This is a genomic window from Segnochrobactrum spirostomi (genome assembly GCF_009600605.1).
Classification (GTDB): Bacteria; Pseudomonadota; Alphaproteobacteria; order Rhizobiales; family Segnochrobactraceae; genus Segnochrobactrum; species Segnochrobactrum spirostomi.
The window spans coordinates 678,607-703,098 of sequence record NZ_VWNA01000001.1 but is presented as its reverse complement, the minus strand read 5'-3'; the positions used below and the strand labels follow the sequence as shown (position 1 = coordinate 703,098).

Here is a 24,492-nt window from a genome sequence, read left to right as displayed (position 1 = left end):
GCTATAAGCGTCGGCCTCGGACGACGGGACGACCCGTCCGTCCTCTCCCTATTCCTGCGGGGACGACCCTGCCTTCGAAGGAGATCCGCCATGGCGGGTGGTTCGTTCGCTTGGGTCGTGTTGTTCGTCGCCGGTCTGTTCGAGGTCGGCTGGGCGATCGGGCTCAAATATTCCGACGGCTTCACCAAGCTGGTGCCCTCCGTGCTGACCGGCGTCAGCATGGTCATCAGCGTGGTCCTGCTCGGCGTCGCCCTGAAATCGCTGCCGGTCGGCACCGGCTATGCGGTGTGGACGGGGATCGGGACGGTGGGAACGGCCGTGCTCGGCATGGCGCTGCTCGGCGAGCCGGTGACGCTTGCCCGCGTCGTCTGCATCAGTCTCGTGGTGATCGGCGTGATCGGGCTGAAATTCGCCCACTGAGCAGCGCCGTTCAAGCGCATCAATTCTCAATATAAATCAAATACTTCCTGATATCTATAACAGTGCCGTACGAGGTCGGCGCTCGGCCTTTCGCTGCGCCTCGCCGTGGGGGCCACCGCGGAATCCGATTCGAGTCGGTTGCCATGTTCTCATTTTGTTCTAAAATGAGGGGGTGGTCGAGGACGGCCTGACCGGATCCGCTAGCGGTTTCCGGGAAGGCGGTTTTGGGCCGGCATCCTGCGCGGCAGAGGAGAGCGGACGTCCCGGGAAGGGGACGCCTTGGGGAGCGGCGCCTTGAGGAACGGATACCTGGGAGCAAGAAAAGCGCCCGGTTGGGACGGTCCGAGCCCCATCGTCATCCCCGGGCCTGTGCCGGGGGACCCAGGCCACGAGCGTTGTGTCCCCCTTCTGGATTCCCGGGACAGGCCCGGGGATGACGGCGGAGAGGGCGATGGTTCGTTCGAGAGGCGGTGGCGGGGAGAGAGGCCGCAAGTCGGCTTCCTCACCGGACGCTGAAGCGGGTCGCCCCCGCTTGACGGATCGGAGATAGATGGCGACTTCGGGCGACCGGGTTCGGCCGAGGGATTGAGACGGTCTGCATGACAAGTCGGGCGCGGCGTCGCCCGGCGCGCATCCTCGCGCGCCGGAACGGGAGCGCCGTGCCCAAAGGAAGAGGCCCAACGGAAGACGAGGCCCGGAGGCAGGCAGATGTCGGTAGGCAAGCCCGTGCCCGCGGAACGCCGTCGGGAGAGCATATCGGGAAAGTCGGATCAGGCTCGGACGCAAGGCGATGGAGGGCAAGACGGTGAAGACCGGGACCCGTCCGGCGGGCGTCGCAGGCGATGGCCCCGGACGATGCAGGGAGACGGCATGGGCAGCCTACCTCATCTCGAAAGGCGGTCTTTCCCTCTGCCCTCTGCGGAGGGAGAGACCGGCCTCGTCCCCCTTGGCCGGGCGCGCCCACACCCCCTCCGTCGTCATCCCCCGGCTCGTCCGGGGGATCTCGGGGAGGCGACCCGTCCGGACGATATCCGGGGTTCGCCTCGCTCGGGCGGCCCAGAGCACGCGACCCGTCCGGCGGACCCAGGCGTGCCGCCGCGTCCGTCGCCCGTGGCTGATGCCCGGAGCCCTCGGGACGGCCTCCGGCGCCCCCGTCTCGCCGGCCGAGCGGATGGGGAGGGGGAGCCCGGCGACCCCGGCCGAACGACGGCCGTGGAGAACCGTCGGGAGCCGTCTGCCGCCCTCGGGGCGACGCGGGACGAGGTGATCGGCGCGCTGCGCCGGCTGCTGCCGCGGCTCGACGGGGCCGCGGGCGGGGACGTGCTGCCGTTCGGCATCGCCGATCTCGATGCTCGCCTGCCCGGCGGCGGCCTCGCGCTCGGCGCGCTGCACGAGATCGCCCCGGAAACGGCGGCCGATATGCCCGCCGCCCTCGGCTTCGCCGTCGCTTTGGCGGGGCGGCTGCCGGGGCGGGCACCCGTCTTCGTCGTCGAGACGCCGCGTGGCCTCGCCGGCCTCGGTGCGCTGTCCGCTCACGGCTTCGCCGGGCTCGGGCTCGATCCCGCCCGGCTCGTCCTGGTCTCGGCCGCCGACGACCGGGACGGGTTGTGGGCGGTCGAGGAGGCGCTGAATTCGGGTGGGCCTGCCGGCATTCTCGCTGCGCTCGGTGGTGCCGTCGATCTCAAGGCGAGCCAGCGGCTGCAGCGCGCCGCCGCCGGGTCCGGCCGGCCGCTCCTGTTGCTGCGCACCGCGGGCGCCGTCGGCACCAGCGTCGCGATGACGCGCTGGCGCATCGCCGCCGCGCCGGCCGCCCGCGATCCGTTCGGGCTCGTCGCCGCCTGGCGATGGCGGGTCCGGCTCGAACGCTGCCGCAACGGGCGCCCGGGGGCTTGGCTCCTCGAGCGCGATCCGGAGCCGCCCGCCTTGGTGGTTCCGCACACCGAAATCCTGGAAGCCGAAAGCGGGGAGGTCGATCATGCCGCGCATCGTTTCCGTCTGGCTGCCCCGCTGGCCGATCCTGCGCTGGCGGAACGACCGCGCGAAGGCGGGGGCGCCGCTGCCGCCTCCTGAGCGGCCGTTCGCGCTCGCCGCCGACGTGAAGGGAGGCCGTCGGCTCGCCGCCCTCAACGCCGCCGCCGAGGCGGCCGGGCTGCGCCTGGGCGACACCGTCGCCGACGCGCGCGTGAAGGCGGTCGACCTCGTCGTCGCCGACCACGATCCCGGGGCTGATCGCGCGGGCCTGCGCCGGCTCGGGCTGTGGGCGATGCGCTACAGCCCCGTCGTCGCTTTGTTCGGCCCCGAGGAGGGCGAGGACGGCCTCTTTCTCGACATCACCGGTGCGGCCCATCTCCACGGCGGCGAGGCCGGGCTGATCGACGATCTCGCCCGCCGCCTCGTCGGCTTCGGTCTCGCGCCCGAACTCGCGCTCGCCGGAACGCCGGGGGCGGCCTGGGCCGTGTCGCGCTTCCACCCGGCGCCGGGCATCCTGCGCGCGGGCCGGGAGGCGCAGGTGCTGGCGCCCCTGCCGGTCAAGGCGCTGCGCCTCGATCCCGATCTCACCGCCCGCTTGCGTCGGCTCGGCTTGAAGACGATCGGCGCCATCGCCGCCCGGCCGCGGGCGCCCTTCGCGGCGCGGTTCGAGGCGGCGCTGCTGCGTCGGCTCGATCAGGCGACCGGCCGCCTGCCCGAGCCGCTCGATCCGATCGTGCCGGCGCCGGCTTATCGCAGCCTGCGCCGGCTTCTGGAGCCGATCGCCCGCCAGGAGGCGGTGGTCGTCGTCGCCCGCGACCTGATGGCCGATCTCGCGCCGACCCTGGAGCGCGACGGCGTCGCCGCGCGGCGGCTCCGCCTCGATCTCTACCGGGTCGACGGCGGTTTCCAGACCCTCGAAATCGGTGTCTCCGCCGCGACCCGCGATCCGGATCATTTCGCCCGGCTGGTCGATCTCAAGCTCGATCGCGCCGCGGGCCGGGGCGGGGACGGGCTCGATGCCGGCTTCGGCTTCGAGGCGGTCGGCCTTTCCGTCGTCGAAGCCGCGCCCTGGGAGGCGCGGCAGGAGGGGCTCGAGGCGGCCGAGGAGCCGCAGCGGGCGGCGCGCTGCGCGGCCCTGATGGACGGCCTGCGCCAGCGGCTCGGCGCCCGCAGCGTGCGCCGGCCGGTCGCCCGGCAGAGCCACCTGCCGGAACGGGCGGAAGCCTTCGTGGCGACCGAAGCCTTCTTGGCGGCGGATGCGGGCGCCGCTTCGGCGTGGACGGCGGGCTCGGCCCGGCCGCGGCCGATCCTCGTCTTTCCCCGGCCGGAGCCCGCCGAGGTCGTCGCTTTGGTGCCGGAGGGGCCGCCGCAGCGTTTCCGCTGGCGTGGCGGGCAGCACCGCATCGCCCGCGCCGAGGGGCCGGAGCGCATCGCCGGCGAATGGTGGCGGGCGACCGAGCCGCCGCCGACGCGGGATTATTATCTCGTCGAGGATGCCGAGGGGCGCCGCTTCTGGCTCTACCGCGAGGGGCTGTACGGCCGCGAGACCGCATCGCCCCGCTGGTTCGTCCAGGGCCTGTTCGCCTGAGGAGGGGCCCGAAGATGTCCGATCCCGCCCGCCTTTCGCTGCGGCCGCCCCAACCGGCTTATGCCGAGCTCGCGGCGGCGACCAATTTCTCCTTCCTGCGCGGGGCCTCGCATCCGGGCGAGATGGTCGAACAGGCGGCCGCCCTCGGGATCGCCGCCCTCGGCGTCGCCGACCGCAACTCCTTCGCCGGCATCGTTCGCGCCTTCGCCGCGGCGCGGGCGGTCCGGCGGCGGCCCGCGGCGGAGGGCGGCGTCCCCGATTTCCGCCTCGTCGTCGGCGTCCGCCTTCTCACGGCGGACACGTTCGAAGCGCTCGCCTATCCGACCGACCGGGCCGCCTATGGCCGGCTCTGCCGACTGCTCACCCTCGGCAACCGGCGGGCCGCCAAGGGGGAGTGCCATTTCTCCTTCGCCGAGCTGGAGGCGGCGGCAGAGGGTTCGATCCTCATCGTCTTGCCGCCGCCGGCCGTGCCCGGGCGCACGCGCCGCGCCGGCTCGGACTTCGCGGCCCGGCTCCGCCGGCTCGCCGAAGCCCGACCGGGGGCGGTCTTTCTCGGGGCCGTGCACCGCCATGCCGGCGACGAGCCGCGCCGGCTCGGGCGGCTCGACGCGCTCGGCCGTGCCCTCGGCGCGCCGATGGTGGCGATCGGCGACGTGCTCTATCACGAGCCCGAGCGCGCGCCCCTCGCCGACGTGCTGACCGCGATCCGCGAGGGCTGCCCCATCGCGGCGGCGGGCTTCCGCCTCGCCGCCAATGCCGAACGCCACCTGAAGGGGCCCGCGGAGATGGCGCGCCTGTTCGCCGCCTTTCCCGAGGCGGTCGCGCGCACCCTCGACATCGCGGCCGCCTGCCGCTTCCGCCTCGACGAGCTCACATACGAATATCCCGACGAGCCGGTGCCGCCGGGCACGACGCCCCAGGCCCACCTCGAGCACCTGACCTGGACCGGGGCCGCCCGGCGCTATCCCGGCGGTGTACCGGCCTCCGTGCGCGAGAAGGTGGTCGAGGAATTGAAGCTGATCGAGGCGCTCGGCTTCGCCCGTTATTTCCTCACCGTCCACGACGTGGTCTGGTTCGCCCGCGGCAAGGGCATCCTCTGCCAGGGCCGCGGCTCGGCCGCCAACAGCGCGGTCTGCTTCTGCCTCGGCATCACCGAGATCGACCCCAACGAATCGAGCGTTCTCTTCGCCCGCTTCATCTCCCAGGCGCGCGGTGAGCCGCCCGATATCGACGTCGATTTCGAGCACGAGCGGCGCGAGGAGGTGATCCAATATATCTACCGGCGCTATGGCCGCGACCGGGCGGCGATCTGCTCGACCGTCGTCCATTATCGGCCGCGCCGGGCGATCCGCGAGGTCGGCAAGGCGATGGGGCTCACCCCCGACGTCACCGCCGCGCTCGCCAAGACGGTGTGGGGCTCCCACGGCGGGGAGATCTCCGCCGCCCAGGTGCGCGAGGCCGGGCTCGATCCCGGCAATCCCGCGCTCGCCCACGTTCTTGCCCTCACCAACACGCTGATCGGCTTTCCGCGCCACCTCTCCCAGCATGTTGGTGGCTTCGTGCTGACCCGCGAGCGCCTCGACGAGACGGTGCCGATCGGCAACGCGGCGATGGAGGACCGCACCTTCATCGAATGGGACAAGGACGACATCGACGTGCTCGGCCTGATGAAGGTCGACGTGCTGGCGCTCGGCATGCTGACCTGCCTGCACCGCGCCTTCGATCTCATGAAGACCCACATCAAGACCGAGACCGGCGCGCCCCTCGACCTCACGATCGCGACGGTTCAGCAGGACGACACCGCGACCTACGACATGCTCTGCCAGGCGGATTCGGTCGGCGTGTTCCAGGTCGAGAGCCGGGCGCAGATGTCGATGCTGCCGCGCCTCAAGCCGCGCCGGTTCTACGATCTCGTCATCGAGGTCGCGATCGTGCGGCCGGGGCCGATCCAGGGCGGCATGGTGCACCCCTATCTGCGCCGCCGCGAGGCCCCGGAGAAGGCGTTCTATCCTTCGCCCGCGCCGGACAAGGGGCCGCCCGACGAGCTCGAGGCGGTGCTGTCGCGCACCCTCGGCGTGCCGCTCTTCCAGGAGCAGGCAATGCAGATCGCCATGGTCGCGGCCGAGTTCACCGCCGACGAGGCGGACGGCCTCCGCCGCGCCATGGCGACCTTCCGCAATCACGGCACGGTCCACACCTTCGCCGACAAGTTCATCGGCCGCATGGTGGCGCGGGGCTACGAACGCGACTTCGCCGAGCGCTGCTTCGAGCAGATCAAGGGCTTCGGCGAATATGGCTTCCCCGAAAGTCATGCGGCGAGCTTCGCCAAGCTCGTCTACGTCTCGGCCTGGATCAAATGCCACCATCCGGACGTGTTCTGCGCGGCGATCCTCAACAGTCAGCCGATGGGGTTCTATCACCCCGCCCAGCTCGTGCGCGACGCCCGCCGCCACGGCGTCGAGGTGCGCCCCGTCGATATCAACGACAGCCTATGGGAGACCGGGCTCGAAGCGACCTCCGGATCCCACCATGCCGTCCGGCTCGGATTCAATCAGGTCGAGGGCCTGCGCGAGGCGGATATGGAACGGCTCGTGGCCGCCCGCGGCAACGGCTATGCGAGCCTGGAGCGGCTTGCGAGCGTCGTGCCCCGGGCGGCGGTGGAGCGTCTGGCCGAGGCCGATGCGTTCGGCTCGCTCGGGCTCGACCGCCGCGCCGCCTTGTGGGCGGTGCGCCGTCTTCCCGCCATCGCCGAGCCGGCGGCCTGGCTGGCGCCGCTGGAGGAGGGGACTGCCGCGGCCGATCGGGCGCCCCCGGTGCCCCGTCAGCTTTCGCTGCTCGCCGACCCGATGGGCGACGGCCTCTTTCCGGAGCCGGACGTCCACCTGCCGGAGATGCCGGTGCACACCCATGTGGTGGAGGATTATCGCACCACCGGGCTCTCCCTGAAGGCGCATCCGGTGAGCTTCTTCCGCGACCGCCTGACCCGGCTCGGCGCGGTGCCGAACGCCGATCTGCGCGGGTCTACGCTCGGCAGCAACGCCTGGATCTCGGTCGCCGGCCTCGTCATCACCCGCCAGCAGCCCGGCACCTCCAAGGGCGTCGTCTTCATGACGCTCGAGGACGAGACCGATATCGCCAACATCGTCGTGTGGCCGAAGATCTTCGCCCGGGAGCGGCGCTGCGTGATGACGTCCCGCTTCGTCCTGGTGCGTGGCCGCCTGCAGAAGGTCGGCCTCGTCATTCACGTGGTCGCCGCCCGCTTCCTCGATCTCAGCGACGATCTGCGCCGCCTCGACGAGGAGGATCTCTCTCGGCCCTCGGAGGCGGCCGCGATGTTGCCGGTGCACAGCCGCGATTTCCATTGAGCCGCCCGAGCGGCGCGTGCGGCGACACAGCGTTCGCGAATGCGGCCTCCTGTCGGCACCTCCGAGCCCCTACAATGTTAAGCAACAGACGCGGACATCATTCGGGAGGAGACGACATGGGCCAACTCGTGGACGGCCATTGGGAGGTCGAGGAATTCAGCACCCTGAGGACCGGGGGCCGGTTCGTCCGCCCCGCCTCGCCGATCCGCCATTGGATCACGCCGGACGGCGCGCCGGGTCCGACCGGGGAGGGCGGCTTCAAGGCCGAGCCGGGCCGCTATCATCTCTATGTCTCGCTCGCCTGTCCGTGGGCGCATCGCACCCTGATCCTGCGGGCGCTCAAGGGCCTCGAGGCGATGATCTCGCTCTCCGTCGTGCACTGGCTGATGCGCGAGGACGGCTGGACCTTCGCGCCGGGTCCCGGCGTCATCCCCGATCCGAATGTCGGGGCTCGCTTCCTGCGCGACGTCTATATCGCGAGCGACGCCCACTATACCGGCCGCGTCACCACGCCGGTCCTTTGGGACAAGCAGACCAAGCGGATCGTCAACAACGAATCCGCTGACATCATCCGCATGTTCAACAGCGCGTTCGACGGCGTCGGTGCGGCGCCGGGCGATTACGAGCCGGTCGCGCTCAAGGATGAGATCGACGCGCTCAATGCCCGCATCTACGACCTCCTCAACAACGGCGTCTACAAGGCCGGGCTCGCCCGGGATCAGGCCGCCTACGAAGAGGCGGTGACCGGCGTGTTCGCCATGCTCGACGAGTTGGAAGCGCGTCTCGCCGAGCGGCGCTACCTGTTCGGCGACCGGCCGACCCTCGCCGATTGGCGGCTGTTTCCGACTTTGGTGCGATTCGACGCCGTCTATGTCGGGCACTTCAAGTGCAACCTGCGGCGCCTCGTCGATTACCCGAACCTTTGGGGCTATGTGCGCGATCTCTATGCGTTTCCGGGCGTCGCCGGAACCGTCGATCTGCACCACATCAAGCACCATTATTACGAGAGCCACCGGGCGGTGAACCCGTCCGGGGTGGTGCCGCTCGGCCCCGTCCTCGACTTCACCGAACCGACCGGCCGCGCGGCGCTTGCGGCGGGGTGAGGGCGGCTGTTCGGCCGCTCACCCGAGCGTGCCCCCCGGCTCTCCGACGACCGCCCGGACCGAGCGGATGAAGAGCTTGGCCGGCAGCGGCAGTTCGGTGTCGGTCCGCAGCGTCAGGCCGACCGGGCCGACGGTCGCCGCGGTGTCGATCGGCAGCCGCATGAGGCGACCCTGGTCGATCGCCTCGGCGACGACGCCCTCCGAGATGATCCAGATCGCGTCCGTCGCCGCGGTGTAGGCGAGACCGAACGCGTCGGACACCGTCTCGATCTGGTCGCGCACGAGGCCGATGCCGTGGCCGACCAGGAAGCGGTCGACCGTGGTACGGATCGCCGCGTCCGGGGGCGGCATCAGGACCTGGAAGCGTTCGATGGCCGCGAAGTCGAACGGCTCGGCCGCGAGCAGCGGGTGACCGGGCCGCACCACGAAGGCGACATCTTCCGAGTAAAGCGGCTCGAACGAGAAGCCCGTCATCAAGGCCGGCTCCGCCATGCGGCCGATCACGATGTCCACAGCGCCGACCCGAAGCTGCGACAGCAGGAAGGCGTTCGGCCCCGTCACCACGCGGGGCCGCATGCCGAGCGCCTGTTGCGTGAAGTGGGCGACCGCCGCCGGCAGGAGCCGCACGGAGGCGGTCGGCAGCGCGCCGATCGGCACGGTGACGGCGTGGGTGTCCGGCCCCGAGACGACCGATTGCAGCCCCTGGCGCAGCGCCGACACGCTCGCCCCGGCATAGCGCAGGAAGGTCTCGCCGGGATCGGTCAGGACGAGGGTGCGGCGGCTGCGGTCGAACAGCGCGACCCCGAGCAACTGTTCGAGCTCCTGGAGCGTCTTCGAGACGGCGGGCTGGCTGATGCGCAGCAGCGTCGCCGCGCGCCCGACGCTGCCGGCGCGCGCCACCTCCAGGAAGCAGGTGATATGGCGGAGCTTGATGCGGGGATCGATCGACGACCCGTTCATGATAAGCGCTCGTTATAGTTTCGCCCACAAATGTCATTTTACATGAATTTTCAGGCGAAATAGAAATGGTTCGCTCGCGTCTGACGGTCGCGACCGAGGGAACCATGGCCACATTCAAAAGCCTGCACGATTGCGTCGCCGAGAACCTGTCGGACGGCGACGTCGCCGCCTTCGAGGGCTTCACGCACCTCATCCCCCACGCCGCCGGGCACGAGGCGATCCGCCAGGGCCGTAAGGACCTGACCCTGATCCGCATGACGCCCGACGTGATCTACGATCAGATGATCGGCATGGGGCTCGTGAAGAAGGTCATCTTCTCGTATGCCGGCAATCCCGGCGTCGGCCTCTTGCGCCGCATGCGGGACGCCATCGAGAACGGCTGGCCGCGCGCCATCGAGACCGTCGAGCATAGCCATGCGGCGATGGCGAACGCCTACGAGGCGGGCGCCTCGGGCCTGCCCTGCGCGATCTTCCGCGGCTATCGCGGCGCCGAGCTCGCCCGCGTCAACCCGGACATCAAGTCGGTGACGTGCCCCTTCACCGGCGAGGAGCTCGCCGCCATCCCGGCCCACCGGCCGGACGTGGCCTTCATCCACGCCCAGAAGGCGAGCCGGCGCGGCGACGTGCTCATCGAAGGCATCATCGGCGTGCAGAAGGAAGTCGCGCTCGCGGCGAAGCGCGTCGTGGTCACGGTCGAGGAGGTCGTCGAGGATTTCGACGGCATCCATCCGAACCTGTGCGTGCTGCCGCACTGGACGGTGACGGCGATCGCGGTCGTGCCGGGCGGGGCGCACCCCTCTTATACCCACGGCTATTATGCGCGCGACAACGCGGCCTATCTCGAATGGGACCGCATCTCGGCCGACCGCGAGCTCTTCACGGCCTGGATGAAGGCGAATGTTCTCGAGGTCGGACCGGACGTGTTCGCCGAGCGGGTGAAGGATCTCTGACGATGGCGACCCCGGATTTCACGCCCAACGAGATGATGACGATCGCCGCCGCCCGCGCGCTCAAGAACGACGACGTCTGCTTCGTCGGCATCGGCGCCCCGTCGGCGGCCTGCAACGTCGCCCGGCTCACCCATGCGCCGGACATCACCCTGATCTACGAGAGCGGCACCATCGGCACCCGGCCGGACGTGCTGCCGCTCTCGATCGGCGACGGCGAACTCTGCGAGACGGCGCTCACCACCGTCTCGGTGCCGGAGATGTTCCGCTATTGGCTCCAGGGCGGGCGGATCTCGATCGGCTTCCTCGGCGCCGCCCAACTCGACCGCTTCGGCAACATCAACACCACCGTGATCGGTCCCTACGACAAGCCCAAGGTGCGCCTGCCCGGCGGTGGCGGCGCGCCCGAAATCGCGACCTCCTGCCAGGAGGTCTTCATCACGCTGAAGCAGGCCAAGCGGTCGATGGTGGAGAAGATCGACTTCTACACCTCGTTCGGCCACGGCGAGGGCGGCGACCATCGCCGCCGCCTCGGCATCACCACGAAGGGGCCGACCCGCCTCATCACCGATCTCGCGATCTGGCTGCCCGATCCCGAGACCAAGGAATTCACCGTCGTCTCGCTGCACCCCGGCGTCAGCCGTGACATGGTGCAGGAAACCTGCGGCTGGACGGTGCGATTCGCCGAAAGCCTGGAGGAGACACCGCCGCCGACCGAGCTCGAACTCGGCACGCTGCGCGATCTCCAGGCGCGCACCGAGAAGGCGCACGGCGGCAGCAAGACCAAGAGCGCGGCCCCGGCCGGGGCGAGCGCGGGAGCCTGACATGACGGAAGCCTATATCTGCGCCTATGTCCGCACGCCGATCGGCCGTTACGGCGGCGCGCTGTCGAGCGTGCGCGCCGACGATCTCGGCGCCGTCCCGCTCAAGGCGCTCGCCGAGCGCCATTCCTCGTTCGATCTCGAGGCGATCGACGATGTGATCTTCGGCTGTGCCAACCAGGCCGGCGAGGACAACCGCAACGTCGCCCGCATGTCGCTCTTGCTTGCCGGCTATCCGCTCTCGGTCGGCGGCACCACGATCAACCGGCTGTGCGGTTCGGGCATGGACGCCGTGCTGACCGCGGCGCGGGCGATCAAGGCCGGTGACGGCAGCCTCTATGTCGCCGGCGGCGTCGAATCCATGTCGCGGGCGCCGTTCGTGCTGCCGAAGGCGGAATCCGCCTTCTCCCGCGCCAACGAGATCCACGACACCACGATCGGCTGGCGCTTCGTCAACCCGCTGATGCGCAAGCAATACGGCGTCGATTCCATGCCCGAGACGGGGGAGAACGTCGCCGCCGATTTCGGCATCTCCCGTGCCGATCAGGATGCGTTCGGCTTCCGCTCGCAGCAGCGCGCGGTCGCCGCCCAGGCGAACGGGCGGCTCGCCCGCGAGATCGTTCCGGTCACCATTCCCCGCCGCAAGGGCGATCCCGTCGTCGTCGACAAGGACGAGCATCCGCGCGCCGACACGACCCTCGAGGTGATGGCGAAGCTGCCGACGCCCTTCCGCGAGGGCGGCACGGTGACGGCGGGCAACGCCGCCGGCGTCAACGACGGCGCCGCCGCGCTGATCATCGCCTCCGAAGCGGCGGCGATGGCGAACGGGCTCACCCCGATCGCCCGCATCCTCGGCGGGGCCAGCGCCGGCGTGCCGCCGCGCATCATGGGCATCGGCCCGGTTCCGGCGACGCAGAAGCTGTGCGCCCGCCTCGGCCTCACCCCCGCCGATTTCGACGTCGTCGAGCTCAACGAGGCGTTCGCGAGCCAGGCGATCGCCGTGCTGCGCCAACTCGGCTTGGCCGAGGACGCGCCGCACGTGAACGCCAACGGCGGCGCCATCGCGCTCGGCCATCCCCTCGGCATGTCGGGGGCGCGCATCTCGGGCTCTGCCGCGCTGGAACTGTCGCTGACGGGCAAGCGCCGCGCGCTCGCCACGATGTGCATCGGCGTGGGCCAGGGCATCGCGATCGCTCTCGAAGCGGTCTGAGCCCCGGACGGCTTCTCGTTCTAAGAGGGAAGGGCGCCGCGGCGGACATGCCGCGGCGCCTTGATCTGTCCCCGCGTCGTCGCGATGCCCATCTCGAAGCTGTCGGCGATGCGCCGGGCGCGGTCGACGAAGAGGTCGGCTGCGGGGCGGCTCAGCACGTCCGCCGCCGTCGCCTCGAAGAGGTCGAGCCAGCGGTCGAAGTGGGCGCCCTGGAGCGGCATCATCAGGTGCGGCCGCATCGGCCGCCCGTCATAGCGGCCCGTCCGAAGCACCACCGACGACCAGAACGCGCACAGCTTTTCGAGGTGCGCATCCCAATCGGCGATCTTCTCGTTGAAGATCGGCCCGATCAGCGGATCCTGCCGCACCCGCCCGTAGAAGGTGTGCACCAGTCGCTCGATTTCCGCCTCGCTGACCGGGTGGAGTGGATCGAGGGCCGCGCTGGCGGGATCGTTCGGGGACATTTCGCTCGCCATGCTCGGCCTCACCTGCGGGGGGATCGCCGATGGCGGTCTCTTCCGGTTGCGTGCCCTGATATCTGTCGGCCGGCGGGCCCTGCAAGGGCCTGTTGCGGCTCGCCGCGCGCCCCTCGGTTCCACGGCTGGAGTCCTTGCGTGCGCTCGCCGGTCGCCCCGGGAGCGGCGGCCCCGACCTTGTGCGGCTGGCGTCTCGGGTCCCGTGGGCATCGGAGCGCTCGTATTTCGTGCTTCCGTTATTGTGAACAACCTTAAATTGTGTAAACTGACGGCGTCACACCAGATGGGAGAGCCCCATGAATCGCCATCGCCTGCGTGCGTTCGTCGTGGTTGTCGCGTGTGCCATGTCGGGCGGTGTCCTCGCCGCCGAACCCGACGATTTTACTGCCCGGGCCGGATCGGTCACGATCGTGACGCCCGGCCTCTGGTTCACCCTCAAGAACACCTGCAGCGGCGCGGCCTACGCAACCGTGGGGGACGAGACCTGCCAGCTCGCCATCGGCAGTGCCACCTTCCTCCGGAAGCTTCGATCGGGCAAAGTCCCGGCCGGCTATAGCGAGATGTTCAATGCGTGCGCCGGCAGTCCCGGCGGGTCCGGCAAGATCTTGTTCGTGCCGCCGGTCGGCACGGCGACGGCGGCTGTCCTGGTCGACGTCGCGCCCGACAGCACGGTGACGATCCCGAGCAAGTTCTGCGAGTGAGCGGACTATTCAGGCGGTGGTGAAATCCGACCAACCGCGAAGCAAACACGACGCTGACCCGCCCACTTGTCCCGGGAACCCAGGGGGCGGAACACAGTCCGTGCCGCCCCGGGGTTGCCGCCACAAGGGCGGGAACGACGATGGAGAGCAAGGTGTCCGCCGCATAAGAGGGCCGCTTGGATGGTCCGTGGCCAAGCGCGATTGCCCTGCCCTCGCCGGGGAGGGTGAAGGCGTCGTGCCGCGATGGCCGCATTCCAGCACCGACGGAAGCGGTTCCGGACAACGCCACCGCCCACCCCGGGTCACCCGCGCCGGGCGGCGATGGCGGCGATGAGGGCCATAAGGCCCACGGTGCGATCGATTTAGAGCCTTCGTTCGCGGAAAATTCACCGGATCGTCGTCTCTGTTGGGGCGGGCATCCAGGTGGCGATCCATGATCGAAGACAGACGGCAGTTCTCCGGGCTGCCTGTGGCCGCCGTGATTGCGACGTTGGTGATCGCGGCGCATCTCGCGCTCGTGTGGTTGCCGGGGATCAATCTCGAGTGGGCGTTCTCCGGCGCCGCGCGGTCGTTTGCGACCGGCGATGCCGATCTCCTCGCGCGCTATTTCGCTGTCGAGGCGAATTCGCTCGGCCTGCCGATGCTGGCTTATGGCCTCCACGCGGCCTTGCCCTTCATCGGCATCGATCTCGCCCCGCGCCTTTTCTCGATCGCCGGCCTCGCTTTCCTCGCCGCGGCGCTGGTGCGGTTGCGCGGGCGGCTCGGGCTCGCGGTGCCGGACGCGCTTCTCGTCGCGCTCGTCGTCGTCAATCCGCTGGTCTGGACCTTTTCGGGGCGCGGTACGGCGGATTTCCTGCCCGCCGCGCTCGCGATCTTCGCCGTGGCGCTCGCCTGGGAGCGACCGGGCTCTGGGGCGACCAGGGCCGCGGCGGTGGTCGCCTTCGCGCTCGCCATCATTCTCAAATATCACGCCGCGCTGCTGTTGCCGCTGATCTGGCTCGAAGGCCTCTCCCGGCCCGGCGCGCCGCCCGCCCGACGGCTGTCGAGTGTGGCGCTGATCACCGCCGCCATCCTCGTCTGGCCGTTGCTTTTCCTCGCCGGGATCCGCGCCGCCTACGGCTTCTGGATCGCGCCGCCGCAATTCCAGTCGATCCACGGCCTCGTGATCACACCGGGCTTCGTGGCGACGAACCTCGTCGCCTATGCGGGCTATCTCGCGCTTCTGTTGATGCCGCTGCCCCTTCTGGCGCTGTGGCGCCGGCGGCATTCCCCCGCCGCCTGGGTCATCGTGGTGGTCGGCGGAGCGGGGCTGTTCGTCGCGGGGGCGCTGTTGCTCGCCCCGAACGGGGAGATGAATTTCGGTCCGCTCGATCGCTACCTCGCGGGCGCCGTCGTCGGCGGGGCGTTCGCGGTCTGCGCCGGCTTCTTCGTCGTGACGGCGGCCGAGGGCGTCGCGACCGCCCGGAGCGGGGAAGGGGATCTGCGGCTCGTCGTCTGCCTGATCCTCGGCATCGTCGCCGTGATCGGCGCGCTCGCGCTGACGCGGCCGGCCCAGCGTTATCTCCTGTTCCTGCTGCCGCTCGCGTATCTCTTCGTCGCGCCGCTTCTGGCGCGCCGGAAAATCCTCGCCGGACTGGTGATCGCGGTGAGCCTCGCGCTCGATCTCTTCGTCGCCGCGAACCAGCTCGCCACCGGCCGCGCCGCCGCCGCCATGGTGACGCTTCTGAGCGAAAGCGGGGGCCTGGCCGAAACCGACCCCGGCGCGCTCGCGCCCCAGGTTGGTGACCGCTTTCCCCTGCACCCCGCCGTGCCGCCGGCCTACACGGTCGTCGAGGGACGGGCGGCCGGCGCGCTCGCCGTGGTCGAAAGCGCGCCGGTCCCCTTCGCGCACAAGGTCTATTCCCTGGTGCGGTCGCCCGCGCCGTGAGCGCGGGTCTCCGTCAGCGGGTGTGGCTGATCAGCGAAAAGAACGCGCCCTGCGGATCGAGGCCCTGCACGATCCAACTGTCGTTGGGGACCTGCATCGGACCGTTGAGCACCTGGCCCCCGGCCGCCTTGATCCGATCGAGGGCCGCCTCGGCCCCGTCGACCAGAAAATAATAATTCCAAGCCGGGACCGGCACGCCCTCCGGCTTCGTCATCATGCCGCCGGTCGGCTCGCCGCCGACGGCGAAGGTTTGGTAGGTGCCCATCGGCCCCATGTCGAAGCTGTTGGCCTTGGTCCAGCCGAACAGCTCGGCATAGAACGGAAAGACCGCCTCCCAATCCCCCGCGTGGAGCTCCCGCCAGCCCGCATGTCCCGGCGTGCCCGGCGGCACGTCCGGCATTTCGCCGGAGCCGTCGCCCATGAAGAGCGAAAAGACCGCGCCCTGCGGATCGGCGACGACGGAAAAGCGGCCGACATTCGGGATATCCGCCGGCTCCCGATACACCTTGCCGCCGGCCGCGGAGACCGCCGCGGTCTTCGCATCCACGTCGTCGACCGCGATATAGCCGATCCAGCCCGGTTGCGCGCCTTGGGCGCGGGCCTCGGCGGGGATTTCCATCAGGCCGCCGGCATCGCCGGCTGCGGTGCCGAGCAGGGTATATTCAAAGCCCGGCATGCCGGCGTCATGCATCCGCCAGCCGACCACGCTGCCATAGAAGGCGCGGGCGGCCGCCGTATCGGTCGTCATCAACTCGTACCAGACGAACCGCCCGGCGCAGCCGGACGCACCGGCTGTTTCAGCGTCGCTCATGAAATCCCCTCCCGAGATCGGCCTTGGTCTCGCTCGGCAACGCCCGCGGTCGCTCGGACGTTCCGGATGGATTGATATCAACGTATTTGAGGAGCGTCAAAGTCCGGGAGAGGTGGGTGGAGGGATGAGGGGGCGGACCAGGAAAGCCGATGTGCGATGGTGTGAGGGAGAGATTGAGATAGACCATTGTCTAGTCTAAAATTGAGTGATTAGACGCGAGAAGGGAGGCCATCATGCGGGTTTCCGTGACGGAAGCGAAAGGCCAACTGACGGAACTGGTCCGTCGCGCGGAGGCAGGGGACGAGATCATCCTGACCCGCCACGGTCATGCGGCGGTCCGTCTGGTTCCGGTGAAGACCGTTATCGATGCTCGATCGCGCAAGGCTCTGATAGATTCCGTCCGCGCCTCCGCGGCCGAGAAGCGAACCGCCGGCCCGGGCGCAGCGCGCAGCCAAGATTTTCTGTATGACGACGAAGGCCTTCCCGGATGATTGCCGTCGATACGTCGGCGCTCTTGGCGATCGTTCTGAACGAGCCGGAGGCAGGCTCTTGCGCCGCGGCGCTCGCTGCAGAGGAACGCCTGCTGATTTCGTCCGTCACGGTCGCGGAAGCTATGATCGTCGCCCGACAGCGCGGCGTCGGCGAAGAGGTCGAGCGGCTGATTGATGGGCTCGGCTTCGAGATTGTCAGCGTGACGCCGGCGTCTTCACGGCGCGTCGCGGAAGCTTATCGGAGGTGGGGAAAAGGGTTCCATCCCGCAGCGCTGAATTTCGGCGATTGCTTCGCGTACGACGTCGCGAAAGAGCATGAATGCGCGCTGCTTTATATTGGCAATGATTTTCGCCAGACGGACGTCGCAAGCGTTCTGTGAGTGTCAGAATGCGGCGCGATAAGGGCGTCGTGGCTTTCGTCGAAACCAGAGCGCGACATCTCTTGTGCCCGCGCAGCTGAAACGCAAAAGCGATTTGGGAAAGATGGCTCCCCGAGCAGGGCTCGAACCTGCGACAATTCGATTAACAGTCGAATGCTCTACCAACTGAGCTATCGGGGATCGGAACCGGCTGGCCGGCTCGGGTGCTGCCTATAACAACAGTGCCGCGGGTTGCCAAGCGCGAAGTTGCCGGGCCGCCCCGCACCATGTGCATAAGTTGGGATGGACGGCGGTTCCGCGCAAGATCCGGCGCTGCGGGGCAGAGGGCTCGCGCGTTCCGCCTGGGGCAGGGCGAACCACGACCTTTCTGTCGTCTTCCCCGGGCTTGACCCGGGGATCCAGGAACCACGTGCTCGGTGTCCGCCGCCCCTCGGTTGCCGGGACAAGGCCGGCAATGACGATGGAAAGCGGAGGGCATGGAGCGGCTGGTTGCGCCACCCATCAGCGGTGCTTTCGCGAATCCGGTCCGGGGCCTTATCGTCGCCCGGGCTCGGGCCGTCGTGGGGCCGGCGCAGCCGCGGCAGGGTGAAGGACGGCAAATCGGAATGTGCGACCAGGACCGCGATAGCGCGCAAGGCCGGGAGACGGCGCAAGGCCGGGAGGTCGCCGAGCAGACGAACGCCGTTCGTCCGCGCCTCGTGCTCGTCACCGGCGGCGCGCGGTCGGGTAAGAGCGCGTTCGCCGAGCGGGTCGTCCGCGCGAGCGGGCTCGAGCGCCTCTATGTCGCGACCGGCGAGGCGCGGGACGGGGAGATGGCCGAACGGATCGCCCGCCATCGCGCCGAGCGCGGCGAGGACTGGCGCACCCTCGAGGTTCCGATCGCCCTCGCCGGTTTGATCGCGGCGGAGGCGGGGCCGGGCCGCATCGTGCTCGTCGATTGCCTGACCCTGTGGCTTACCAACGTCATGCTGGCGGATCGCCCCGTCGAGGCCGAGATCGAAGGCCTCGTCGCCGCGCTCGCCGGCGCCGCCGGGCCGGTGGTCCTCGTCTCCAACGAGGTTGGGCTCGGCATCGTGCCGGATACGCCGCTCGGCCGCCGTTTCCGCGATGCCCAGGGCCGCCTCAACCGCCGCGTCGCCGAGATCGCGACCGACGCCTTCTTTGTCGCCGCGGGCTGTCCGCTGCGCCTGAAGCCGGCCGCGGACCCGGTCGCGGCGCTGTGGTCATGAGCGGGGCGGGTATGACCGGCTTAGGGATGACGAGCGGGGGCCGGCCGGCGACGCCGGCCATCATGATCCAGGGCACCGGCTCGGACGTCGGCAAGTCGCTGATCGTCGCCGGGCTCTGCCGGGCCTTCGTGCGGCAGGGGCTCGCGGTGCGCCCGTTCAAGCCGCAGAACATGTCGAACAACGCCGCCGCGACGCCGGACGGCGGCGAGATCGGCCGCGCCCAGGCCTTGCAGGCGCGCGCCGCGCGGGTGGCGCCGAGCGTCCACATGAACCCGGTGCTGTTGAAACCCGAGACCGACCGCGGCGCGCAGGTGGTGGTGCAGGGCAAGCGCCGCACCCGGGCGGAGGCGGCCGCCTATCAGCGCCTCAAGCCGACCTTGATGCCCGACGTGCTCGACAGCTTCGCCCGGCTCGCGGCGGAAGCGGACCTCATTCTGGTCGAAGGCGCCGGCAGCCCGGCGGAGATCAACCTGCGGGCCGGCGACATCGCCAACATGGGCTTCGCCCACGCCGCCGACGTGCCGGTCATCCTCGTCGGCGACATCGATCGCGGCGGGGTCATCGCGAGCCTCGTGGGCCACCACGCGGTTCTGCCGCCGGATGACGCGGCGCGGATCAAGGGCTTTCTCGTCAACCGCTTCCGCGGCGATCCTGCGCTGTTTTCCGAAGGCATGGCGGCAATCGAGCGCTTCACCGGCTGGCCGGCGCTCGGCCTCGTGCCGTGGCTGCCCGACGCCGCCCGCCTGCCGGCCGAGGACGCGCTCTCCCTCGCCGCGGCCGCGCGCTCGGGCGGCGAGGGCGGTCTTCTCGTCGTCGTGCCGATGCTGTCGCGAATGGCGAATTTCGACGATCTCGATCCCCTGCGCGGCGAGCCGGGCGTGCGGGTGCGCTTCCTCGCCCCCGGCGAGGCCCTGCCGGCGGAAACCGGCCTCGTCGTGTTGCCGGGCTCGAAGGCGACGATCGGCGACCTCGCCTTTCTCCGCGCCCAGGGCTGGGACGTCGATCTCGCCGCCCATGTCCGCCGCGGCGGACGGGTCGTCGGGCTCTGCGGCGGCTACCAGATGCTCGGGCGCACCATCGCCGACCCGGACGGGGTCGAGGGGCGGGCCGGGACCGTGCCGGGGCTCGGTCTGCTCGATGTCGAGACCGTGCTTGGCGGCGACAAGGTGACCCGGCCGGTGCGCGGCCGCGACGTCGCAACGAATACGCCCATCGAGGGCTACGAGATCCATCTCGGCCGCACCCAAGGCCCCGATTGTGCCCGGCCGTTCGTCGAGATCGAGGGGCGGCCCGACGGCGCGGTGTCGGCGGATGGACGGGTCGCCGGCACCTATGCCCACGGTCTCTTTTCGGCGGATGGGTTCCGCGCGCGCTTTCTCGCCGGGCTCGGGGTCGCGTCGGACTTCGCCTATGACGAGGCCGTCGAGGCGGCGCTCGACGCGCTCGCCGATCATCTCGAAGCTCATCTCGATCTCGGGCGCATCCTTGCGATCGCCCGCAGCCGCGGGGCGTGAGCGCGGTCAGAGCGCTGCGATCGCCGCGACGATCGCCCACAGCAGGGCATGGAGCGCCGCCGCGCCGAGATAAACGCGCAGCCCACGGCGGATGTCGCGGGCGCCGGCCTCGCGGCGACCCTCGGGATTGAGCCAGGCCTTGTCCGTCAGTTCGCCGCCATAGGGCGTCGGCCCGAGCAGGGCGACGTCGAGGCCGCCGGCCATCGCCGCCTCCGGCCAGCCGGCGTTCGGCGAGGCATGCTTCGGCGCGTCGCGCAGCATGATCGAGAAGGCGTGCCCGATCCGCCCGCGGGCGAGCGGCGCGGCGAGCGCGACGAGCGCGCCGGACAGGCGGGCAGGGATGAGGTTGACGAGGTCGTCTGTCTTGGCTGCGAAGAAGCCGAAGGCGCGATGGCGCGCGTCGTCGTGGCCGATCATCGAATCGGCGGTGTTGATGATCTTGTAGGCGACGATGCCCGGAAGCCCGAACAGGGCGAACCAGAAGGCCGGCGCCACCACCCCGTCGCAGAAGCTCTCGGCCGTCGTCTCGATCGCCGCGCGTGCGATGCCGGCTTCGTCGAGACGGGCGGTGTCGCGCCCGACGACGTGGGAAACGGCGGAGCGGGCGGCGGCGAGGTTGCCGTCGGCGAGCGGTGCTTCGACGACGTGGACGTGATCGTAGAGCGAGCGCTGGGCGAGGAAGATCGCGCCCAAGATGGCGATCAAGACGCTGCCGATCGGCCACGGCAATTCCGCGAACACCGCCTCGACGAAGGCCGCGGCGGCGATGCCGGCGAGGAGAATGCCGGCGAAGGCGAGGCCGCCGCGCCGCCGCCGCGTCGCGAAGGGCAGGCGGGCGTCGTTGAGGCCGCGGTCGGCGGCGCCGATCGCCCGGCCGATCAGCGCGACCGGATGGGGCAGCCGGCGCCACAGCCAGGGCGGATCGCCGACCACGGCGTCGAGCCCGAGCGCGACGAGGAGGATCGCGGGACCATCATCGAGAAAGAGCATGGGCCTGAGGACGCGTTGGAAGGAAACGGGCAGCGCCCGATCTTGTCGCCGGAGCGGTGCGGGGCGCAAGCGCGACGAGGCCGCGGCGCCGGACGGGAGGCAAGATGCCGGACGAGGTCACCGGCCGCCTGCGTCAGAAGCCGCCCGGTTCTTCGTCGTCCCGGGTCGCGGCGGCGATGGCTTGCAGGCGGTCGAGCGCGCCCTGCAGGAGGTAGGCCGCGGCCATCTTATCCACGAGTTGGGCGCGCCGCGCGCGGGAGGCATCGGCCTCCAGGAGGGTGCGCGTCACCGCGACCGTCGAGAGCCGCTCGTCCCAATAGAGCACGGGCCGCGAATCGAGCGTGCTCAGATTGCGAACGAAGGCCTTGGTCGATTGCACCCGCGGACCCTGCGAGCCGTCCATGTTGAGCGGCAGGCCGATCACGAAGCCGCCGACCCGATGCGTCTCGGCGAGCGCAAGGAGCCGCGCGGCATCGGCGGTGAACTTCACCCGCTTGATGGTCTCGAGCGGCGTCGCGATCCGGCGCTCCACGTCGGAGAGGGCGAGGCCGATCGTGCGCGTGCCGAGATCGATGCCGATCAGCCGGGCGCCGGGGGCGAGCCGGGGGGCGAAATCGTCCGGATTGGACAGCGGCGCGGCGGGGGAAGGGGGCGTTGTCATGAGAGAGCGCTATCACGCCGCGGGCCGCCGCACGAGAGCGGCGCTTCGCCGGCTCTGCTCTCGTCACGGCTTCGCTCTGTTGCCGCAGGCGCGAAGGGCACTATATTGCGCCGCGTCATGCGGAGGGCATCGCGCGCAGACCGACGGCCCCGCCGGTCACGCGGAGCGCTTCGAGGCCCGCCTCGGCCATTCCCTCCGCCCTATCCGCGGGCGGCTGCCGGCCGCCAACCCCGACAGGAGATCCCATGCAGATCACGTGGTTCGGACACTCCGCTTTCCGCGTCGAAATCCCCGACGCCAAGATCCTCATCGATCCCTTCTTCACCGGCAATCCGACCTTTCCCGGCAGCGTCGACGCGGCGAGCGCCGGCGTCACCCACATCGTGCTGACCCACGGCCACGGCGATCATGTCGGCGATACCGTCGCCATCGCCAAGAAGACCGGCGCGACCGTCGTCGCCAATCCCGAGATCGTCGGCTGGCTCGGCTCCCAGGGCGTCGAGAAACTCGACATGGGCAACACCGGCGGCACCGTCTCGCTCGGCGCCTTCACCGTGACCTTCACCCCGGCTCTGCATTCCTCGGCGATCGAAGGGCCGGACGGCCGGGCCGTCTACATGGGCAACCCGCTCGGCATCGTCATCAAGGCCCACGGCCAGCCGACCCTCTACCACATGGGCGACACCGACCTCTTCAGCGACATGAAGCTGATCGACGAACTGCACCGCCCCGACATCGGCATCGTGCCGATCGGCGACCGCTTCACCATGAGCGCGAAGACCGCCGCCTACGCCTGCTCGCGCTTCTTCAACTTCAAGAAGGTGATCCCCTGCCATTACGGCACCTTCCCGCTGCTCGCGCAGAGCGCGGACGAGTTCGTCGAGGACATGTCGGGAAGCCGCGCGATCGTCTATGTGCCGGAGCGCGGCGTGGCCTTCGAGGCGCTCGACCCGGCGGTGTGACGCGGACGGGCGGCAGGATGGCGCCGCCCGTGCTTCGACGTTGTTTCGCAACGACGCCCGGTGCTATAGCCGGGCGTCGTTTTTTATGAGCAGTCCCGTTCGAAGCTGGAGCCGAGCGCCCATGTCGGTCGATGCCCGTACCGTTGCCCAGGTCGCCCACCTCGCGCGCATCGCCGTCACCGAGGACGAGGCCGCGCGTCTCGTCGGCGAGCTCAATTCCATCCTGGGTTTCGTCGAGGAATTGTCGACCGTGAACGTCGACGGCGTGGAGCCGATGACGTCCGTGGTCGCCCACGCCCTGCGCATGCGTCCGGACGTGGTAACCGACGGCGGCATCCAGGAGAAGGTGCTCGCCAACGCGCCGCTCTCCGAGGACGGCTATTTCCTGGTGCCCAAGGTGGTCGAGTGAGGCGCGGCCCGCGCCCGTATCCGACCGCCCATCGACGCCTTCGCGCCTGACCGGATTTGAAGATGACCGAGCTCACCGCCCTTTCGATCGCCGAAGCCCGCGCCGGCCTCACCGCCGGGGACTTCACCGCGCGCGAGCTGACCGACGCCTATCTCGCGGCGGCGGAAGCGGGCCGCGCCCTCAATGCCTACGTGCTCGAGACGCCGGACGTGGCGCGCCGGATGGCCGACGCCTCGGACGAGCGTATCCGCGGCGGTGCGGCGGGTCCGCTCGAAGGCATCCCGCTCGGCGTCAAGGACATGTACGCCACCGAGGGTGTGCGCACGACCGCCTGTTCGCGCATCCTCGGCGAGTTCGTGCCGCCCTATGAATCGACCGTGACCGCGCGGCTGTGGGAGGCCGGCGCGGTGCTCCTCGGCAAGCTCAACTGCGACGAGTTCGCCATGGGCTCCTCGAACGAGAGCTCGGCGTTCGGACCCGTGGTCAACCCCTGGCGCCGCACCGGCGACGACACGCCTCTGGTGCCGGGCGGTTCGTCCGGCGGCTCGGCGGCGGCCGTCGCCGCCCGCCTCTGCGCAGGGGCGACCGCGACCGATACCGGCGGCTCGATCCGCCAGCCGGCCGCGCTGACCGGCACCGTCGGCATCAAGCCGACCTACGGCCGCTGCTCGCGCTGGGGCATCATCGCTTACGCCTCGTCGCTCGATCAGGCCGGCCCGATCGCCCGCGACGTGCGCGACGCCGCGATCCTGCTCAAGGCCATGGCCGGCTTCGACCCGAAGGATTCGACCTCGGTCGATCTGCCGGTGCCCGATTACGAGGCGGCGCTCGGCGCGAGCCTCAAGGGACTGCGGATCGGCATTCCCGCGGAATATCGCGTCGACGGCATGTCGGACGAGATCGTGGCGCTGTGGGACCAGGGCAAGGCGTGGCTGAAAGATGCCGGCGCGGAGATCGTCGACATCTCGCTGCCGCACACTCGCATGGCGCTGCCGGCCTATTACATCGTCGCACCGGCCGAGGCCTCCTCGAACCTCGCCCGTTATGACGGCGTGCGCTACGGCCTGCGCGTCCCGGCCGACGACATCAACGGGCTCTACGAGAAGTCGCGCGCCGCCGGCTTCGGCGCCGAGGTTCGCCGCCGCGTCATGATCGGCACCTACGTGCTCTCGGCCGGCTACTACGACGCCTATTATGCCCGCGCGCAGCGCGTGCGCACCCTCATCAAGAAGGACTTCGACGACGCCTTCAGCGCCGGCGTCGATGCGGTCCTCGCCCCGGCGACGCCGTCGCCGGCCTTCCCGATCGGGGCGAACGCGACCGCCTCTCCGGTCGAGATGTATCTCAACGACGTCTTCACCATCACGGTGAACATGGCGGGCCTGCCCGGCATCTCGGTGCCCGCGGGGCTGTCGGGCTCGGGGCTGCCCCTCGGCCTCCAGCTCATCGGCCGGCCGTTCGGCGAGGAGACGCTGTTCTCCCTCGCCGGTGCCCTCGAGCGCGCCGCCGGCCGCTTCGAGCCGGCCCACTGGTGGGCCTGAGCCGCGCACGGGTAG

22 protein-coding genes and 1 tRNA gene are annotated in these 24,492 nt (G+C 70.2%); 17 read left to right on the top strand and 6 right to left on the bottom strand.

The features are described from left to right. The first annotated feature begins 90 nt into the window (after positions 1 to 90). From sugE to F0357_RS03205, 5 genes are all read left to right on the top strand, one after another. The gene (sugE, locus tag F0357_RS03225; RefSeq protein WP_153478663.1) at positions 91 to 420 is read left to right on the top strand and encodes a quaternary ammonium compound efflux SMR transporter SugE; all 330 of its coding nucleotides are present in this window, start codon (positions 91 to 93) and stop codon (positions 418 to 420) included. 1,212 nt (positions 421 to 1,632) lie between these two features. Beyond that, on the top strand, positions 1,633 to 2,490 hold the full coding sequence (locus F0357_RS03220) for an ImuA family protein (protein ID WP_208948189.1): 858 nt from the start codon (positions 1,633 to 1,635) through the stop codon (positions 2,488 to 2,490). Further along, positions 2,396 to 3,979: a DNA polymerase Y family protein gene (locus F0357_RS03215; protein ID WP_246161331.1), complete on the top strand. Its 1,584-nt coding sequence runs from the start codon at positions 2,396 to 2,398 to the stop codon at positions 3,977 to 3,979. Before F0357_RS03220 ends, F0357_RS03215 begins: the two co-directional genes overlap by 95 nt. A 14-nt stretch (positions 3,980 to 3,993) precedes the next feature. Next, positions 3,994 to 7,344, top strand: a complete 3,351-nt coding sequence (locus F0357_RS03210) for an error-prone DNA polymerase (RefSeq protein ID WP_153478661.1) — start codon at positions 3,994 to 3,996, stop codon at positions 7,342 to 7,344. Between the two features lie 116 nt (positions 7,345 to 7,460). After that, positions 7,461 to 8,447 carry a glutathione S-transferase family protein gene (locus tag F0357_RS03205; protein ID WP_153478659.1) on the top strand — a complete coding sequence of 329 codons (987 nt, stop codon included), beginning with the start codon at positions 7,461 to 7,463 and terminating at the stop codon, positions 8,445 to 8,447. 18 nt (positions 8,448 to 8,465) lie between these two features. Here the strand turns inward: F0357_RS03205 and pcaQ are convergent, their stop codons facing one another. After that, on the bottom strand, positions 8,466 to 9,407 hold the full coding sequence (gene pcaQ / locus F0357_RS03200; protein WP_153478657.1) for a pca operon transcription factor PcaQ: 942 nt from the start codon (positions 9,405 to 9,407) through the stop codon (positions 8,466 to 8,468). 104 nt (positions 9,408 to 9,511) lie between these two features. Here pcaQ and F0357_RS03195 point away from each other — a divergent pair, with 104 nt between their 5' ends. The 3 genes from F0357_RS03195 to pcaF are packed head-to-tail and all read left to right on the top strand — an operon-like array spanning position 9,512 to position 12,385. Next, complete coding sequence (locus tag F0357_RS03195) at positions 9,512 to 10,357, top strand: CoA transferase subunit A (RefSeq protein WP_153478655.1); 846 nt, start codon at positions 9,512 to 9,514, stop codon at positions 10,355 to 10,357. Between the two features lie 2 nt (positions 10,358 to 10,359). After that, positions 10,360 to 11,178: a CoA-transferase subunit beta gene (locus tag F0357_RS03190; RefSeq protein WP_153478653.1), complete on the top strand. Its 819-nt coding sequence runs from the start codon at positions 10,360 to 10,362 to the stop codon at positions 11,176 to 11,178. A 1-nt stretch (position 11,179) separates the two neighbouring features. Beyond that, complete coding sequence (gene pcaF / locus F0357_RS03185) at positions 11,180 to 12,385, top strand: 3-oxoadipyl-CoA thiolase (RefSeq protein WP_153478651.1); 1,206 nt, start codon at positions 11,180 to 11,182, stop codon at positions 12,383 to 12,385. 20 nt (positions 12,386 to 12,405) lie between these two features. On the opposite strand, the gene F0357_RS03180 is transcribed toward pcaF, so the two are convergent. Continuing rightward, entirely contained in the window at positions 12,406 to 12,861 is a 456-nt protein-coding gene (locus F0357_RS03180) for a group III truncated hemoglobin (RefSeq protein ID WP_246161330.1), read from the bottom strand. Between the two features lie 296 nt (positions 12,862 to 13,157). Between F0357_RS03180 and F0357_RS03175 the strand changes: the two genes are divergently transcribed. Both F0357_RS03175 and F0357_RS03170 read left to right on the top strand, forming a co-directional pair. Further along, positions 13,158 to 13,562: a hypothetical protein gene (locus tag F0357_RS03175; protein ID WP_153478649.1), complete on the top strand. Its 405-nt coding sequence runs from the start codon at positions 13,158 to 13,160 to the stop codon at positions 13,560 to 13,562. A gap of 433 nt (positions 13,563 to 13,995) precedes the next feature. Next, the gene (locus tag F0357_RS03170; RefSeq protein WP_153478647.1) at positions 13,996 to 15,489 is read left to right on the top strand and encodes a hypothetical protein; all 1,494 of its coding nucleotides are present in this window, start codon (positions 13,996 to 13,998) and stop codon (positions 15,487 to 15,489) included. Between the two features lie 13 nt (positions 15,490 to 15,502). On the opposite strand, the gene F0357_RS03165 is transcribed toward F0357_RS03170, so the two are convergent. Further along, the gene (locus F0357_RS03165; RefSeq protein WP_153478645.1) at positions 15,503 to 16,300 is read right to left on the bottom strand and encodes a VOC family protein; all 798 of its coding nucleotides are present in this window, start codon (positions 16,298 to 16,300) and stop codon (positions 15,503 to 15,505) included. 233 nt (positions 16,301 to 16,533) lie between these two features. Between F0357_RS03165 and F0357_RS03160 the strand changes: the two genes are divergently transcribed. Continuing rightward, a complete protein-coding gene (locus tag F0357_RS03160) occupies positions 16,534 to 16,791 on the top strand; it encodes a type II toxin-antitoxin system Phd/YefM family antitoxin (protein WP_153478643.1) in 258 nt (85 codons plus the stop codon). Next, positions 16,788 to 17,171 (top strand): type II toxin-antitoxin system VapC family toxin, encoded by a 384-nt coding sequence (locus tag F0357_RS03155; protein ID WP_153478640.1) that lies wholly within the window; start codon positions 16,788 to 16,790, stop codon positions 17,169 to 17,171. Before F0357_RS03160 ends, F0357_RS03155 begins: the two co-directional genes overlap by 4 nt. 104 nt (positions 17,172 to 17,275) lie before the next feature. On the opposite strand, the gene F0357_RS03150 is transcribed toward F0357_RS03155, so the two are convergent. Beyond that, positions 17,276 to 17,351 (bottom strand) — tRNA-Asn (locus F0357_RS03150). 425 nt (positions 17,352 to 17,776) lie between these two features. Between F0357_RS03150 and cobU the strand changes: the two genes are divergently transcribed. Then, positions 17,777 to 18,400 (top strand): bifunctional adenosylcobinamide kinase/adenosylcobinamide-phosphate guanylyltransferase, encoded by a 624-nt coding sequence (gene cobU, locus F0357_RS03145; RefSeq protein WP_153478638.1) that lies wholly within the window; start codon positions 17,777 to 17,779, stop codon positions 18,398 to 18,400. 11 nt (positions 18,401 to 18,411) lie between these two features. Further along, positions 18,412 to 19,914 (top strand): cobyric acid synthase, encoded by a 1,503-nt coding sequence (locus F0357_RS03140; RefSeq protein ID WP_246161328.1) that lies wholly within the window; start codon positions 18,412 to 18,414, stop codon positions 19,912 to 19,914. A gap of 6 nt (positions 19,915 to 19,920) precedes the next feature. On the opposite strand, the gene cbiB is transcribed toward F0357_RS03140, so the two are convergent. Further along, complete coding sequence (gene cbiB, locus F0357_RS03135; RefSeq protein WP_153478636.1) at positions 19,921 to 20,904, bottom strand: adenosylcobinamide-phosphate synthase CbiB; 984 nt, start codon at positions 20,902 to 20,904, stop codon at positions 19,921 to 19,923. 133 nt (positions 20,905 to 21,037) lie between these two features. Then, complete coding sequence (gene ruvX, locus F0357_RS03130; RefSeq protein ID WP_153478634.1) at positions 21,038 to 21,565, bottom strand: Holliday junction resolvase RuvX; 528 nt, start codon at positions 21,563 to 21,565, stop codon at positions 21,038 to 21,040. A 245-nt stretch (positions 21,566 to 21,810) separates the two neighbouring features. Here ruvX and F0357_RS03125 point away from each other — a divergent pair, with 245 nt between their 5' ends. The 3 genes from F0357_RS03125 (at position 21,811) to gatA (ending at position 24,477) form a co-directional block, all read left to right on the top strand. Beyond that, on the top strand, positions 21,811 to 22,527 hold the full coding sequence (locus F0357_RS03125) for a metal-dependent hydrolase (RefSeq protein WP_153478632.1): 717 nt from the start codon (positions 21,811 to 21,813) through the stop codon (positions 22,525 to 22,527). Between the two features lie 121 nt (positions 22,528 to 22,648). Next, positions 22,649 to 22,936 carry an Asp-tRNA(Asn)/Glu-tRNA(Gln) amidotransferase subunit GatC gene (gene gatC / locus F0357_RS03120; RefSeq protein WP_153478629.1) on the top strand — a complete coding sequence of 96 codons (288 nt, stop codon included), beginning with the start codon at positions 22,649 to 22,651 and terminating at the stop codon, positions 22,934 to 22,936. A gap of 62 nt (positions 22,937 to 22,998) precedes the next feature. Then, positions 22,999 to 24,477, top strand: a complete 1,479-nt coding sequence (gene gatA, locus F0357_RS03115; protein WP_153478627.1) for an Asp-tRNA(Asn)/Glu-tRNA(Gln) amidotransferase subunit GatA — start codon at positions 22,999 to 23,001, stop codon at positions 24,475 to 24,477. Positions 24,478 to 24,492 lie beyond the last annotated feature (15 nt).

Excerpts from the sequence above, each read along its gene's own strand:
- F0357_RS03215 (WP_246161331.1), top strand. The coding sequence starts at position 2,396 with ATGCCGCGCATCGTTTCCGTCTGGCTGCCCCGCTGGCCGATCCTGCGC.
- F0357_RS03170 (WP_153478647.1), top strand. The coding sequence starts at position 13,996 with ATGATCGAAGACAGACGGCAGTTCTCCGGGCTGCCTGTGGCCGCCGTG.
- F0357_RS03140 (WP_246161328.1), top strand. The coding sequence starts at position 18,412 with ATGACCGGCTTAGGGATGACGAGCGGGGGCCGGCCGGCGACGCCGGCC.
- F0357_RS03175 (WP_153478649.1), top strand. The coding sequence starts at position 13,158 with ATGAATCGCCATCGCCTGCGTGCGTTCGTCGTGGTTGTCGCGTGTGCC.
- F0357_RS03210 (WP_153478661.1), top strand. The coding sequence starts at position 3,994 with ATGTCCGATCCCGCCCGCCTTTCGCTGCGGCCGCCCCAACCGGCTTAT.
- F0357_RS03190 (WP_153478653.1), top strand. The coding sequence starts at position 10,360 with ATGGCGACCCCGGATTTCACGCCCAACGAGATGATGACGATCGCCGCC.
- pcaQ (WP_153478657.1), bottom strand. The coding sequence starts at position 9,407 with ATGAACGGGTCGTCGATCGATCCCCGCATCAAGCTCCGCCATATCACC.
- F0357_RS03155 (WP_153478640.1), top strand. The coding sequence starts at position 16,788 with ATGATTGCCGTCGATACGTCGGCGCTCTTGGCGATCGTTCTGAACGAG.
- F0357_RS03165 (WP_153478645.1), bottom strand. The coding sequence starts at position 16,300 with ATGAGCGACGCTGAAACAGCCGGTGCGTCCGGCTGCGCCGGGCGGTTC.
- sugE (WP_153478663.1), top strand. The coding sequence starts at position 91 with ATGGCGGGTGGTTCGTTCGCTTGGGTCGTGTTGTTCGTCGCCGGTCTG.
- pcaF (WP_153478651.1), top strand. The coding sequence starts at position 11,180 with ATGACGGAAGCCTATATCTGCGCCTATGTCCGCACGCCGATCGGCCGT.
- gatA (WP_153478627.1), top strand. The coding sequence starts at position 22,999 with ATGACCGAGCTCACCGCCCTTTCGATCGCCGAAGCCCGCGCCGGCCTC.
- cobU (WP_153478638.1), top strand. The coding sequence starts at position 17,777 with ATGTGCGACCAGGACCGCGATAGCGCGCAAGGCCGGGAGACGGCGCAA.
- F0357_RS03205 (WP_153478659.1), top strand. The coding sequence starts at position 7,461 with ATGGGCCAACTCGTGGACGGCCATTGGGAGGTCGAGGAATTCAGCACC.
- F0357_RS03195 (WP_153478655.1), top strand. The coding sequence starts at position 9,512 with ATGGCCACATTCAAAAGCCTGCACGATTGCGTCGCCGAGAACCTGTCG.
- gatC (WP_153478629.1), top strand. The coding sequence starts at position 22,649 with ATGTCGGTCGATGCCCGTACCGTTGCCCAGGTCGCCCACCTCGCGCGC.
- F0357_RS03125 (WP_153478632.1), top strand. The coding sequence starts at position 21,811 with ATGCAGATCACGTGGTTCGGACACTCCGCTTTCCGCGTCGAAATCCCC.
- ruvX (WP_153478634.1), bottom strand. The coding sequence starts at position 21,565 with ATGACAACGCCCCCTTCCCCCGCCGCGCCGCTGTCCAATCCGGACGAT.
- cbiB (WP_153478636.1), bottom strand. The coding sequence starts at position 20,904 with ATGCTCTTTCTCGATGATGGTCCCGCGATCCTCCTCGTCGCGCTCGGG.
- F0357_RS03180 (WP_246161330.1), bottom strand. The coding sequence starts at position 12,861 with ATGGCGAGCGAAATGTCCCCGAACGATCCCGCCAGCGCGGCCCTCGAT.
- F0357_RS03160 (WP_153478643.1), top strand. The coding sequence starts at position 16,534 with ATGCGGGTTTCCGTGACGGAAGCGAAAGGCCAACTGACGGAACTGGTC.